Genomic DNA, 12,917 nt, shown 5'->3' on the forward strand with positions numbered 1-12,917 from the left:
CCCCGACTTAGGATCGAGCCCATGACTGACACCATCACCCCCGCAGAGCGCCTGGCCACCTTCCGCAGCCGCCGCGAGGAGTCGGTCAAACAGCCGCAGGGCAGTCTTGCCCTCGTGAACACGCAATGGATCACGGGCGACCCCGAGGGCGCCCAGACCGTGTGGGGCGTCGCGGGCACCTACTACCCGCTGCCCGCCGGCGAGAAGGGCCTGCGGCTGGTCGCGACCGCAGCCGACGGCATCCGTGTCGATGGCGAGCCCGTCGACGGCGAGGTGATCCTCTCCGCCAAGGACGGCGACAAGCCCAGCGCCATCACCTTCGACGACCACACCACGGGCACCGTGATCGTGAACGAGGCGGGCACCGAGTACGCGCTGCGTGTGTGGGATGCCAAGTCGGAGGACCTCGAGAACTTCGGGGGCATCGACGCCTATGACTACGACCCCGCGTGGGTCATCACGGCGACGTTCACCCCGGTCGAGGGCCTGTCGGTCGGCTTCGAGCACATCAAGGACGAGGGCGAGCGCGAGACCGCGATCCCCGGTGAGATCACCTTCGAGAAGGACGGCATCGCCTACAACCTCGCCGCCTTCAAGTCGGGCCGTGCCCTTCAGCTCGTGTTCGCCGACGCGACCAACGACGTCGAGACCTATTCGGTCGGCCGCTTCCTGTTCGTGGCGCCGAACCCCGACGGCACCATCACGCTGGACTTCAATCTCGCGGTGCTGCCCCCGTGCGCGTTCAGCTACCAGTTCAACTGCCCGCTGCCGCCGAAGCAGAACCGCTTCTCCGTGCCGATCCGCGCGGGCGAGAAGAACGCGCTGAACAAGGCGGGCGAGCTGCTGCACGCGTTCTGAGAACGGATGCCTGACATGAGCGAGCCACGACGGTACGTCAAGCCCGGTGCCTTCACAAGCCGGGTCTTCAATCCCGTGGTCGGCTGGCTGACGCGCCGCGGCATCCGCTTGGCCGGCTCAGCCGTGCTGGAGGTACGCGGTCGCAAATCGGGCGAGCCCCGCACGACGCCGGTCAACCCGCTCTCGCTTGACGGTGAACGGTATCTGTTGGCGCCGCGGGGCGAGACCGAATGGGTGCGGAACATCCGGGTGGCTGGGCGTGCGGCGCTCGTCTACGGCCGGAGGCGTGAGGAGTTCACGATTGTCGAGGTGCCTGATGCCGAGAAGCTGCCGATCATCCGTGCCTACCTGAAGGCATGGGCGTGGGAGGTGGGTTCGTTCTTCGAAGGCATCTCGGTGAAGTCGAGCGACCAAGAGGTCGCCGCGGTCGCCTCCGGCTTCCCGATCTTCCGCATCGTCGCAGCCTGACGAACCTCGCACTTCTCGGCGGGGCTCTCATCAGGCGATGGCGCTCCTGGTGGCGCGGCTGCGCGGTCGGCCCCCGGTGAGCCACGAGATCGCCGCGATCACCAGGGTGGTTCCGACGATCGCGAGGGCCGTCTCACCCCACGGCATCACGAACAAGCTGGTGCGGGAGGTGCCGTCGATCGCGAAGGCCCCGATCGTGCCGGTGAGGGCGCCGAGCAGCATGCCGATGCCGGTGATCATCACCGCCTGCCACGCCGCAAAGCGCCGCCGGACGCGCGGGGCCGCGCCGATCGCGTCGAGTACCTCGACGTCACGGCGGCCGTCGCTGCGGGCGAGCGCAAGGGCCACACCCGCGGCGCTGAGCGCGAGGAACGCGCTCGCGGCGAGTGCGCTCCAGACCTCGAGACGGGCCGCTCCCGACTGCGGCCCAGAATCGTACTGAGCACTCGCCTCTGCTTCCCCGGTCAGGCGCTGCAGTGAGCCATTGAGCGCATCGAGCTCGGTCTGATCGATCCGGTGCTTCGGCTGCACGAAGGTCCCCATCGGCTGTGTCGGCAGTCCGATGCGCGCTGCGGCGGCCGGTGCGACGACAGCCATCACGGCGAGGTCGTGGCCGGCCGGCTGATAGACGGCATCGACGGTCGCGGGGTCCTGCGCCGGGGACGTTGGATCGAATCCGCTGAAATGCTGTGCATCGAAGTACCCGATGGTCAGCGTCTCGTCGTGCAGCAGTTGCCGATGAAGAACGACCGCGCCGCCGGCCTCGAGCGTGCGCGTGGCGGCGACGGACGGGGTGCGCCCCAAGATCGTCGTGAGGTCGGCGGCGTCCCCGACCACGATGCGGGGGACCTCCGCGTTCCAGTTCACGCCGTTGACGCTCCAGTCCCGGCACCGCGGGTCGTTGGCCTTGAAGGAGACGGTCGGCGGCTGATCGGGATTGGTCGCGGGGCACCGTTGGGATGGGGGAATCACGACATCCGCGTACCGAGCGGTGTCGCTCGGGCTGGTCTCCGGTGGAAGCGAGGCTCCCGAGACCGTCGCAACCCGCGCGGCGCCGATGCCGTCGGCGACGGCACCGCGCACCTCGGAAGCCGACGGGCTGGCACTCTGCCCGAATTGCGCGGGGATGAAGAGTTGGCCGGGCTCCACGGAGTACTGCCAGGATGCCGTGTCGGTCGCGCTCTGGGAGGCGAACAGGGTCGCAGCGAAGATGGCGATGAAGCTGGTTGCCATGATCGCGCCCAGCGCGGGCACGGTGCGCGTGTGGTTTCGCGCGAGGTCGCGCCCGGCAAGACGGGCTCCGACGCCGAGGCGGCCGACGAGCCGTGCCGTCCAGCGCACGATGACGCTCGCGCACAGCAGCAGGCCGAGCTGAGTGATGATGATTCCGGCCGCGAGACTGTAGCCGCCGAGTTGCGACAGCCGGGTCTGGTGCTGCGCGACCCAGCTCTGATGCGCACCGGGGCCGAAGGTCACCGCTTCGGACTGCAAGGTGAGCAGATAGGCGTTGAAGAGACCGCAGACAAGGCTCAGCGCGACGCCTGCGGCCACGATGATGGCTCCCACCACGGGCCGTCGGCGGCTGGGCTTCAGCGGCTTGCGCGTTCCGCGCAGCGCGGCGACCGTGTCAGCGCGCGATGCGCCGATCGCGGGCACCGCCGCGGCGATCATCCCGGCGAGCACGGCGTAGCCGAGGACCGCGGCATGCGCCCACCAGACCAGGTGGTAGCCGGCGTAGTGCCGAATGGTGCCGTCGGCGGTGAGCGCCAACCACGCCGACCCGGCCGCTATGCCGAGCCCGACGCCGATCGCACCGGCGACGGCCCCGACGATGGCGCCGGTGCATAGCATGAGGGCGAACAGCAGTCGCCGAGAAGCGCCGGTCGCCGCGACCACGGCCAGCGCGCGCTGCCGGGATCTTGCGCCGATGCTGAAGGCCGACCCTGCCAGCAGAGCGATGATGAACGCCACCAGGGCTGCGGCGAAGCCGAACTCCATCAGGTAGATGCCGGCGTTGAGCGTCCAGTCGCTGTCCGGCGGCCCGAAATGCGCGACGAGAGCTCGGGACCAGACGGTGACGCCGGCGTGATTGAAGCGGGCGGACTGCGCCCAGCTCACATCGACGTCGGGAAGGAAGAACCGCTCGTCCCGCAGGCTCGGCTGCGCGGTGGTGCCGTCATAGCTGCCCGTGGGCAGATACAGGGCGGCGCGCGACGAGGGCTGGCGGTGATCGGCGAGCACTCCGACGACCGTGAACGACCGGTTGACCGGCTGGGTGAGGTCAACGCTGTCGCCGAGACGTACGCCGAGCCTGTCGAGTGCGGCCTGTGTCGCCGTGATCTCCTGGGCCGTCCGAGGCGCCCGCCCCGCCGTGAGGTCGAAGAGGCCGTGGAATGAGCGGTCGGATGTCGGGCCGAGGGTGACCGGCAGGCTGAGCTGCCCGGCGCTCGACTGCACGCGGGCCGTCGAGTCCGCGATGCCGAGCACCCGGGTGCCCGGCGGCAGCAGCGTGTGCGGGTCGATCAGCTTCCCCGTGTCCGGGTGCAGCAGGTTTCCCTTGTCGTCGGTCGCGCCGTTGAGGTCGAGCAGGTCGAACTGGTACTGCCGTGCCGTGGGGTCGGGCGAGCGCACCACGGTCAGCACGCTCTGCGTCTGCCCGAGGCGGCTCACGATCGACTCGTGAACGGTGGGCAGCTGGCTCTGGAAACGCAGCACGAAGGCGGAGAGCCCGGCGACCGGGAGCGCGACGATCAGCACGATCAGCACCGCATGCCGCAGCGAGAGCGTGGTGCCGCGACGCGCCAGCTTGAATGCGACGGATGCCGCGCTCACAGGTGCCGCCCGGAGGCGGCGAGCAGCTGCTCAGGGGTGTCCCGGCGCACAGCGTCGGTGATCCGCCCATCGCGCAGGAAGACGATGCGGTCGGCCCAGGCGGCGTGGCGAGAGTCGTGGGTGACGAGGATGCCGCCTGCCCCGGCGTCGATGCGCCGACGCAGCATGCGCATCACGAGCTCGCCGGTCGTCGAGTCGAGCGCGCCCGTCGGCTCGTCGGCGAGGATCAGGCGGCGCTGCCCGACGATCGCCCGGGCGATCGCGACGCGCTGCTGCTGCCCTCCCGAGAGATCGTCGGGAAAGGCATCCGCCCGATCATCGAGCTCGACGGAGCGCAGCGCGTCATGCCCGGCCGAGCGCGCCTTGGTGCCGCGCCAGCCGTCGAGCTCGAGCGGCAGCGTCACGTTCTCGAGCGCGGTCAGCGACGGCACGAGGTTGAAGTCCTGGAACACGAAGCCGAGCGAGCGCCGGCGCAGCTGGGCGAGCCCGTGAACTGCGAGCGTCGACAGGTAGGTGCCGCCGACGATGACCTCACCCGCCGTCGGCGTCGTGAGGCCGCCCGCGATCGTGAGCAGCGTCGACTTGCCCGAGCCCGAGGCACCCATCACCGCGACCAGTTCGCCGGCATTCACCTCGAGATCGATGCCGGAGAGTGCGGTGACGGATGCCTCGCCCTTGCCGTACTGCATGGCGATGCCCTCCAGGCACAGCAGGGGAGTGCTCACGACTGCACCGCCTTCGCCGGGCGGCCGCGCTTCGGCACCTCGGTGTTGAGGGGCAGCGGCCCGGCCACGCCCGCGGCGACGGCGCGCGCCAGGCGGCCCTCCGCGTGGTCGAGCCAGCGCAGCTCGCCGTCGACCTGGAAGATCTGGGCGTCGACGAGCAGCAGGTACGCGAGATCCTCCGGCGACGTGGGCTCATCGATGGAGTCCTTGGTGCGGGTGAGGTCCCGCAGCAGCGCGAGCGCCGCCGTGCGCTGCACCTGGATGACATCGGCGAGCTCGACGCCGGGAAGGGTGGCAGCCACCGCCAGCTTGATCGCCAGTTCGTCACGTGCCGCGGTCTGGCGCTCGACGGGGGAGGAGAGCCAGCTCGCGACGGCCTCGTGCCCGGCATCCGTGATCTCGTAATAGGCGCGGCCCTCGCGGTCGCTCGCGCCCTTCGAGACGAGGCCGTCACGCTCAAGGCGCTCGAGGGTCTGGTAGATCTGGCCGACGTTGAGCGGCCAGGTGCCGCCGGTGCGCCGGTCGAACTCTGCACGAAGCTGATACCCGTAGCACGGGCCCTGATCGAGGATGGCGAGCAGGCTCTGACGAACTGACATGGAGTATGTATATACCGAGTAATTGCATACTGACAATGTCGACACGCGCGCCGCTCGAATTACGCGCTTGGAATTCGAAGCCGTGCTATGTGAGAATTCCCCTGTCGACATCGACGCCGTTCATCGGTCGGAGGGGAAGCCGCACCGGAACGAACGGAGGAGCGATGATGGCCACAACTGCACAGCCACAACCTTCGCTGGCCAGCGCTGCACGGGCCCGCGGGGTGCTTTTCGTGCACTCCTCACCGCGCGCGATCTGCCCGCATCTCGAGTGGGCGGTCGGCGGGGTGCTCGGTCGCGCCGTGAACTTCGAGTGGGCCCCGCAGCCTGTGCTGCGCGGCACCATGCGTGCTGAGTTCTACTGGGAGGGCGACCCCGGCACCGGCGCCGCCCTGGCGAGCGCGCTGCGCGGCTGGGACGACGTGCGCTACGAGATCACGCAGGATCCGACAGCCTCGACCGACGGCGCCCGCTACCTGCACACGCCGACGCTCGGCATCCACGTCGCGCAGACCGACACGGCAGGCAACATCGTCATCTCAGAGGACCGCATGCGCTACGCGATGGAGCTCGCGGGCAGCGACGCGCTCGCCCTGCACCGCGAGCTGCACGCGGCCCTCGGCCAACCGTGGGACGACGAGCTCGAGGCATTCCGGCACGCGAGCGATGACAACCCGGTGATCTGGCTGCACTCGTTCGCGGGGTGAGCCTGCGGTGTCTAGACCGTCTTGAACGCGACCACCGCGTTGTGCCCGCCGAAGCCGAAGGAGTTGCTCACGGCCGCGAGATCCCCGGCCGGCAGCTGGCGCGGCGACGTCACGACGTCGAGCGCGATGTCGGGGTCCTGGTTCTCGAGGTTGATCGTGGGCGGCGCCGTGCGCTCGTGCAGCGCCAGGACCGTGAACATGGCCTCGAGGGCGCCCGTGCCGCCGAGCAGGTGCCCGGTCGACGCCTTGGTCGCGGTGACCGCGATCTGGTCGAGGTGGTCGCCGAAGATCGCGCGCAGCGCCTTGTACTCGGCGATGTCGCCGACGCCGGTCGACGTGGCGTGCGCGTTCACGTGGACGATGTCGGATGCCGCGAGGCCGGCCTGCTCCAGCGCGATGTTCGTAGCGCGGGTGGCGCCGAGTCCCTCGGGGTCGGGCGCGGTGATGTGGTACGAGTCGCTCGTGATGCCGCCGCCGGCGACCTCGGCGTAGATCTTCGCGCCGCGCGCCTTCGCGTGCTCCTCGGTCTCGAGGATCAGCGCCGCGGCGCCCTCGCCCATGACGAATCCGTCACGGTCCCTGTCGTAGGGGCGCGAGGCGCGGGCCGGGTCGTCGTTGCGCTTCGAGAGCGCCTGCATGCTCGAGAAGGCCGCGACCGTGATGGGGTGGATGCAGGACTCCGAGCCGCCCGTGATGACGATGTCGGCGAGACCGGCCTGCAGGTGGTCGTACGCGTTGGCGAGCGACTCGGTGCTCGACGCGCAGGCCGAGACGACGGTGCGGGCTCCGGCCCGGGCGTTGAGGTTCATCGACACCGCGGCTGCCGGGCTGTTCGGCATGATCATCGGGACGGTCATGGGCAGCACGCGGCGCGGGCCGCGGTCGCGCAGGGTGTCCCACGCGTCGAGCAGCGTCCACACCCCGCCGATGCCGGTGGCCCAGTCGACGAGCAGGCGGTCGGGATCGAAGTCGGTCACGCCGGCATCCGCCCAGGCCTCACGTGCCGCGATCAGAGCGAACTGCGCAGCCGGGTCGAGGCGCTTCAGCTCGACGCGCTCCATGACCTCCTCGGGGCGCACCAGCGCCTCTGCCGCGAAGGTCACGGGGATCTCGTACTGCGCGACCCACTCGTGCGTGAAGCTGCGGGCGCCCGACTCGCCGGCGAGCAGCGCCTTCCAGGTGTCCTGAGCGGTGCCGCCGAGCGGCGTGGTCGCGCCGATTCCGGTGACGACGATCTTCTTCGGTCCCACGATGTTCCTTACTGCGTTGCTGACGAACTGCCCACCCCGCGCGGAGCGCAAACGACGACGCGGTCGACTCTGACGTCAGTCAGACGCCGACCGCGTGCGACGGAAAGGGTCAGGCTCCGGCCTTGACGATGTAGTCGACGGCGTCGCCGACGGTCTTGAGGTTCTTCACCTCGTCGTCGGGGATCTTCACGTCGAACTTGTCCTCGGCGTTGACCACGATCGTCATCATCGAGATCGAGTCGATGTCGAGGTCGTCGGTGAAGGACTTGTCCAGCTGAACGGAGTCGGTGGCGATGCCGGTCTCGTCATTGATCAGCTCGGCCAGGCCGGCGAGGACTTCTTCGGTGGACAGTGCCATGTGGATTCTCCTTGATGGTGTCGTGTGACCGCCCACAAGCTTAGTGAACGGCGCATTCCGTGCGTGGTAGGTCAGGCGCCTGCCGTGAGCTCGACCGCCGCGGCAAGGTCGTCCGGCGTCTTGATGGCGACGGCGGGCACACCCTTGAGACCGCGCTTGGCGAGCCCGACCAGGGCGCCGGCCGGGGCGAACTCGATGATGCCCGAGACGCCTGCTGCGGCGAACGCCTCCATGTCGAGGTCCCAGCGCACGGGGCTCGCGACCTGCCCGACGACGAGATCGAGGAACGCCGAGCCTGAGGCGACGGCTGAGCCGTCCTTGTTGGTCCAGAGCGTGATCGCCGGGTCGGCGGGGGAGTAGTCGGATGCCGCGGCGCGCAGCGTCTTGCGCGCGGGCGCCATGAAGCGGGTGTGGAACGCGCCGGCGACCTGCAGCGGGATCACCCGGGTGCCGCGCAGGGGCTCCTCGCTGAGCTTCGCGAGCGCGTCGAGCTCGCCGGCGACGACGATCTGGCCGCCGCCGTTGTAGTTGGCGGGCTCGAGGCCGAGGGCCGTGATGTGCTCGACCACCGCGTCGGGTTCGCCGCCGAGCACGGCGCTCATGCCGGTGGGGACCGCGGCGGCGGCATCCGCCATCGCGAGGGCGCGGGTGCGCACGAAGGCGAGCGCCTCTTCTTCGGTGAGCACGCCGGCGACGGCCGCGGCCGTGATCTCACCCACGGAGTGGCCTGCGACCGCGCCGATCTCGACGCCTTCCGCGCGCAGGGCGCGGGCCGTCAGGAGGCCTGCTGCGACGATGAGCGGCTGGGCGATCGCCGTGTCGCGGATCGTGTCGGCATCGCTCACCGTGCCGTGCGTGATGAGGTCGATGCCGATGGCGCTCGACCAACCCGCGACGACCTCGCGCGCGGCGGGGTCGGCGATCCAGGGCTCGAGGAAACCGGGGGTCTGGGAGCCCTGGCCGGGCGCGACGAAGACGATCACGTTGTCCATCCTTTCGGAAGACCTCGACCCGGTCTTGTGGAACAACCAGATCAAGAATCCCCGGATCCTTTGTCTGGGTTCTACTACCTCAGGCCCCTGCGGCGGCTGTTGCCATCGGGTTCGGCGATCGCGCCGATGATCAGCGCCGACTGCAGGATGAGCGCCTCTCGCGCCCCCGTCGCGTCCCAGCCGATCACGTCGCCGACGCGCTTGAGCCGGTAGCGCACGGTGTTCGGGTGCACGAACAGCTCGCGGGCGGTCGCCTCGAGGCTGCGGCCGTTGTCGAGGTAGCTCCACAGCGTGTTCAGCAGCTCGGGGGAATGCGCCTTGAGCGGCTGGTAGATGCGGTTGACCAGCGTCGAGCGGGCGAGCGGGTCGCCCGCGAAGGCGCGCTCGGGCAGCAGGTCGTCGGCGTGCACCGGCCGCGGGCAGTTGCGCCACGCCTTCGCGACGGCGAAGCCCGCGAGGGCGGCCTTGGCGCTCTTCGACGCGTCGACGATGCTCGGCACAGCATGGCCCAGTACGAGGAAGCCCTGGCCGAAGTTCGGCTCGAGCTGCGTCGCGATCTCGAGGAATCCGATGGGCGCTGGCGCGGTCGCGGCCTCATCGTCTTCCGCCTGGTGGGCAGGGCCCGCCCGGCCGATCACGACCACGAGCCGGCTGCCCTGGACGCCGATCAGAACGTCGGCCTTGAGGTGGCGCGCCGTGCGGCGGATCTGGTCGACGTCGAGCATGCGGGGCGCCGTGCCGACGAGCACGGAGACCTCGCCGCGGCCGTGCCAGCCGAGGGCGGCGATGCGGCTCGGCAGCTCGTCGTCGTACTCGCCGGTGAGGATCGAGTCGACGACGAGCGCCTCGAGCCGGGCATCCCACAGTCCGCGTGATTCTGCGGCCCGCGCGTACACGTCCGCGGAAGCGAACGCGATCTCGCGCGAGTAGATCAGGATCGCGTCGCGCACGAGCTCGCCGCCGTCTTTCGCGCGGTCCTCGACGACGGAGACGACCACGCGGATCAGCTGGAGCGTCTGCTGCAGGCTGATCGAGCGCAGCAGCTCACGCGGCGCGGCGCCGAACACATCGGAGGCGACCCAGGGTGTCGCCGTCGGGTCCTCGAACCACTGGATGAACGAGGTGATGCCGGCCTGGGCCACGAGCCCGACCGCCGAGCGGCGGCCGGGGGGCATTTCGCTGAACCAGGGGAGGGTGTCCTCCAGTCGCTTCAGCGTCGCGCTGGAGAGCTCGCCCGAGATCTTGCGGAGCCAGGCGAGCGTCTCGTCCTTGGTGCGGCGCGGCGCCACCCTAGGCGTCACCGCCGGCGTTGCCCGACGTCCCGGCGTTCACGTTGAACAGCTCGTAGCGCTGGATGGCCTGGAGCGGGGCCGACGGGTCGACCTTGCCTTCGGCGACCAGCTGCTCGAGGGTGCGGACGACGATCGAGTGGCTGTCGATGTAGAAGTACCGCCGGGCCGCCGCGCGCGTGTCCGAGAAGCCGAAGTCGTCGGCGCCGAGCGTCGCGAAGCGGTTCGGCACGAACTGGCGGATCTGGTCGGGCACCGCGTGGGTGAAGTCGGTGACGGCCACGATCGGGCCCTCGGCCTCGGCGAGCTTCGCCGTGACATAGGGCTTCCAGGCCGGCTCTTCGGGGTGCAGGAAGTTGTGCTCCTCGGCCTTGAGACCGTCGCGGCGCAGCTCGTTCCAGCTCGTCACCGACCACACGTCGGCCGAGACGCCCCACTCGTCGGCGAGGATCTGCTGCGCCTCGAGGGCCCAGGGCAGGGCGACGCCCGAGGCGAGGATCTGCGACTTCACGGCCTTGTCGGCGGGGCCGTCCTGAAGTTTGTAGATGCCCTTGACGACGCCGTCGACGTCGAGGTTCTCGGGCTCCGCAGGCTGCACGATCGGCTCGTTGTAGACCGTCAGGTAGTACATGACGTTCGGCTCGGGGTGTGTGCCGCCGTACATGCGCTCGAGGCCGGCGCGCACGATGTGGCCGATCTCGTAACCGTATGCCGGGTCATACGCGACCACGGCCGGGTTGGTCGCCGCGATCATCGGCGAGTGCCCGTCCATGTGCTGCGTGCCCTCGCCGGTCAGCGTGGTGCGGCCGGCGGTCGCGCCGATCAGGAAGCCGCGCGCCAGCTGGTCGCCCGCCGCCCACAACGCGTCGGCGGTGCGCTGGAATCCGAACATCGAGTAGAAGATGTAGACCGGGATGAACGGCTCGCCGTGCGTCGCGTAGGACGTGGCGAGGGCGGTGAACGCCGCCGTCGCTCCGGCCTCGTTGATGCCGACGTGGAACAGCTGGCCCTGCGGGCTCTCCTTGTAGGAGAGCAGCAGCTCGCGGTCGACCGAGGTGTAGTGCTGGCCGCGCGGGTTGTAGATCTTCGCGTTCGGGAAGAACGCGTCCATGCCGAAGGTGCGCGCCTCGTCGGGGATGACCGGCACGATGCGCGGGCCCCAGCTCTTGTCGCGCAGCAGGTCCTTCAGCAGGCGGACGAACGCCATCGTGGTGGCGACCTCCTGCTGGCCGGAACCGCGCTTCGCGATCGCGTAGGCCTTGTCGTCGGGCAGCTCGAGCTGGGTGTACTTCGAGCGACGCTCGGGCAGGAAGCCGCCGAGCGCCCGGCGGCGCTCGAGCAGATACTGGATGGCCTCGTCCTCGGGACCGGGGTTGTAGTAGGGCGGCAGCCAGTGATCGCCGTTGTTCAGCTGCTCGTCCGTCACGGGGATGTCGAGCGTGTCGCGGAAGAGCTTCAGGTCCTCGAGGGTCAGCTTCTTCATCTGGTGGGTCGCGTTGCGGCCCTCGAAGTGCGGCCCGAGGCCGTAGCCCTTGATGGTGTGCGCGAGGATGACCGTCGGCTGGCCCTTGTGCTCGACCGCAGCCTTGTAAGCCGCGTAGATCTTGCGGTAGTCGTGACCGCCGCGCTTGAGCGCCCAGATCTGGTCGTCGCTGTAGTCCTTGACGAGCTCGAGCGCGCGCGGGTCGCGGCCGAAGAAGTTCTCGCGCACATAGGCGCCGTTCTCGGCCTTGTAGGTCTGGAAGTCCCCATCGGGCGTGTTGTTGAACAGGTTCAGCAGCGCGCCGTCGGTGTCGCGGGCGATCAGGTCGTCCCACTCGCGGCCCCAGATCAGCTTGATGACATTCCAGCCGGCGCCACGGAAGAAGCTCTCGAGCTCCTGGATGATCTTGCCGTTGCCGCGCACCGGGCCGTCGAGACGCTGCAGGTTGCAGTTGACGACGAAGGTGAGGTTGTCGAGGCCCTCGTTGGCGGCGAGCTGAAGCGCACCGCGCGACTCGACCTCGTCCATCTCGCCGTCGCCGAGGAACGCCCAGACGTGCGAGTCGTTGTCCTTGATGCCGCGGTTCGCGATGTAGCGGTTGAAGGATGCCTGGTAGATCGCGTTGATCGGCCCGAGACCCATCGACACGGTCGGGAACTGCCAGAACTCGCTGAGCATGCGCGGGTGCGGGTAGGAGGGCAGGCCGTGCGGGGCGCGCGACTTCTCCTGCCGGAATCCGTCGAGGTCCTGCTCGGTCATGCGGCCCTCGAGGAACGCACGGGCATATGCGCCGGGGCTCGAGTGGCCCTGCAGGAACAGCTGGTCGCCGCCGGACGGGTGGTCCTGGCCGCGGAAGAAGTGGTTGAAGCCGACCTCCCACAGCGACGCGTAGGACGCGTAACTCGAGATGTGGCCGCCGACGCCGACGCCCGGGCGCTGCGCGCGGTGCACGGTGATCGCGGCGTTCCAGCGCAGCCAGCGGCGGTAGCGGCGCTCGAGCTCCTCATCGCCGGGGAAGTCGGGTTCGTCCTCGGCCGAGATGGTGTTGATGTAGTCGGTGGTGGGCACCTGGGGCACGCCGAGGTGGAGTTCCTTGGAGCGGCCGAGCAGGCTGATCATGATCTCGCGGGCGCGCTCGGGGCCCGCGCTCTTCACCAGTCCATCGAGGGAATCACGCCATTCGGCGGTCTCCTCGGGGTCCGAATCGACGGGAGTCACCGAATACGGATCCTGGTGGTTAACAGTCACTTCGACCTCTTCCTTGTGCCGGTCAGTACCTGTGTGGGGCGCAGCGTTGTCGGGTTGCGACACGGCACCGGCATTCAGCCTAGTAGTGCGCACGACATGCTGGCGCCC

11 protein-coding genes are annotated in these 12,917 nt (G+C 69.5%); 3 read left to right on the top strand and 8 right to left on the bottom strand.

From position 1 onward, the window contains the following. Positions 1-21 precede the first annotated feature (21 nt). Positions 22-858, top strand: coding sequence for a DUF1684 domain-containing protein (locus ABD708_RS06025; protein WP_344752389.1), 837 nt, complete (start codon positions 22-24; stop codon positions 856-858). Positions 859-873: 15 nt separating this feature from the next. Next, positions 874-1,326 (top strand): nitroreductase family deazaflavin-dependent oxidoreductase, encoded by a 453-nt coding sequence (locus tag ABD708_RS06030; RefSeq protein WP_344752390.1) that lies wholly within the window; start codon positions 874-876, stop codon positions 1,324-1,326. A gap of 30 nt (positions 1,327-1,356) precedes the next feature. On the opposite strand, the gene ABD708_RS06035 is transcribed toward ABD708_RS06030, so the two are convergent. From ABD708_RS06035 to ABD708_RS06045, 3 genes are read right to left on the bottom strand one after another with little or no spacing between them, the layout of a single operon-like run. Then, positions 1,357-4,158 carry an FtsX-like permease family protein gene (locus ABD708_RS06035; protein WP_344752391.1) on the bottom strand — a complete coding sequence of 934 codons (2,802 nt, stop codon included), beginning with the start codon at positions 4,156-4,158 and terminating at the stop codon, positions 1,357-1,359. Then, positions 4,155-4,883 carry an ABC transporter ATP-binding protein gene (locus tag ABD708_RS06040; RefSeq protein ID WP_344752392.1) on the bottom strand — a complete coding sequence of 243 codons (729 nt, stop codon included), beginning with the start codon at positions 4,881-4,883 and terminating at the stop codon, positions 4,155-4,157. The genes ABD708_RS06035 and ABD708_RS06040 overlap by 4 nt, the downstream gene beginning before the upstream one ends. Further along, positions 4,880-5,482 carry a PadR family transcriptional regulator gene (locus ABD708_RS06045; protein WP_344752393.1) on the bottom strand — a complete coding sequence of 201 codons (603 nt, stop codon included), beginning with the start codon at positions 5,480-5,482 and terminating at the stop codon, positions 4,880-4,882. The genes ABD708_RS06040 and ABD708_RS06045 overlap by 4 nt, the downstream gene beginning before the upstream one ends. A 167-nt stretch (positions 5,483-5,649) precedes the next feature. On the opposite strand from ABD708_RS06045, the gene ABD708_RS06050 reads away from it, so the two are divergent. Then, positions 5,650-6,189, top strand: a complete 540-nt coding sequence (locus ABD708_RS06050; protein ID WP_344752394.1) for a DUF3145 domain-containing protein — start codon at positions 5,650-5,652, stop codon at positions 6,187-6,189. Positions 6,190-6,200: 11 nt separating this feature from the next. Here the strand turns inward: ABD708_RS06050 and ABD708_RS06055 are convergent, their stop codons facing one another. The 5 genes from ABD708_RS06055 to aceE form a co-directional block, all read right to left on the bottom strand. Then, positions 6,201-7,442 (bottom strand): beta-ketoacyl-[acyl-carrier-protein] synthase family protein, encoded by a 1,242-nt coding sequence (locus tag ABD708_RS06055; protein WP_344753359.1) that lies wholly within the window; start codon positions 7,440-7,442, stop codon positions 6,201-6,203. Between the two features lie 106 nt (positions 7,443-7,548). Beyond that, complete coding sequence (locus tag ABD708_RS06060; protein ID WP_344752395.1) at positions 7,549-7,797, bottom strand: acyl carrier protein; 249 nt, start codon at positions 7,795-7,797, stop codon at positions 7,549-7,551. A 71-nt stretch (positions 7,798-7,868) separates the two neighbouring features. Further along, positions 7,869-8,780: an ACP S-malonyltransferase gene (locus tag ABD708_RS06065; RefSeq protein WP_344752396.1), complete on the bottom strand. Its 912-nt coding sequence runs from the start codon at positions 8,778-8,780 to the stop codon at positions 7,869-7,871. Between the two features lie 83 nt (positions 8,781-8,863). Next, positions 8,864-10,090, bottom strand: a complete 1,227-nt coding sequence (locus ABD708_RS06070; protein WP_344752397.1) for a PucR family transcriptional regulator — start codon at positions 10,088-10,090, stop codon at positions 8,864-8,866. Continuing rightward, positions 10,080-12,809: a pyruvate dehydrogenase (acetyl-transferring), homodimeric type gene (aceE, locus tag ABD708_RS06075; RefSeq protein WP_344752398.1), complete on the bottom strand. Its 2,730-nt coding sequence runs from the start codon at positions 12,807-12,809 to the stop codon at positions 10,080-10,082. Before aceE ends, ABD708_RS06070 begins: the two co-directional genes overlap by 11 nt. Between the last annotated feature and the right edge of the window lie 108 nt (positions 12,810-12,917).

Source organism: Gryllotalpicola koreensis, from assembly GCF_039538185.1.
Classification (GTDB): domain Bacteria; phylum Actinomycetota; class Actinomycetes; order Actinomycetales; family Microbacteriaceae; genus Gryllotalpicola; species Gryllotalpicola koreensis.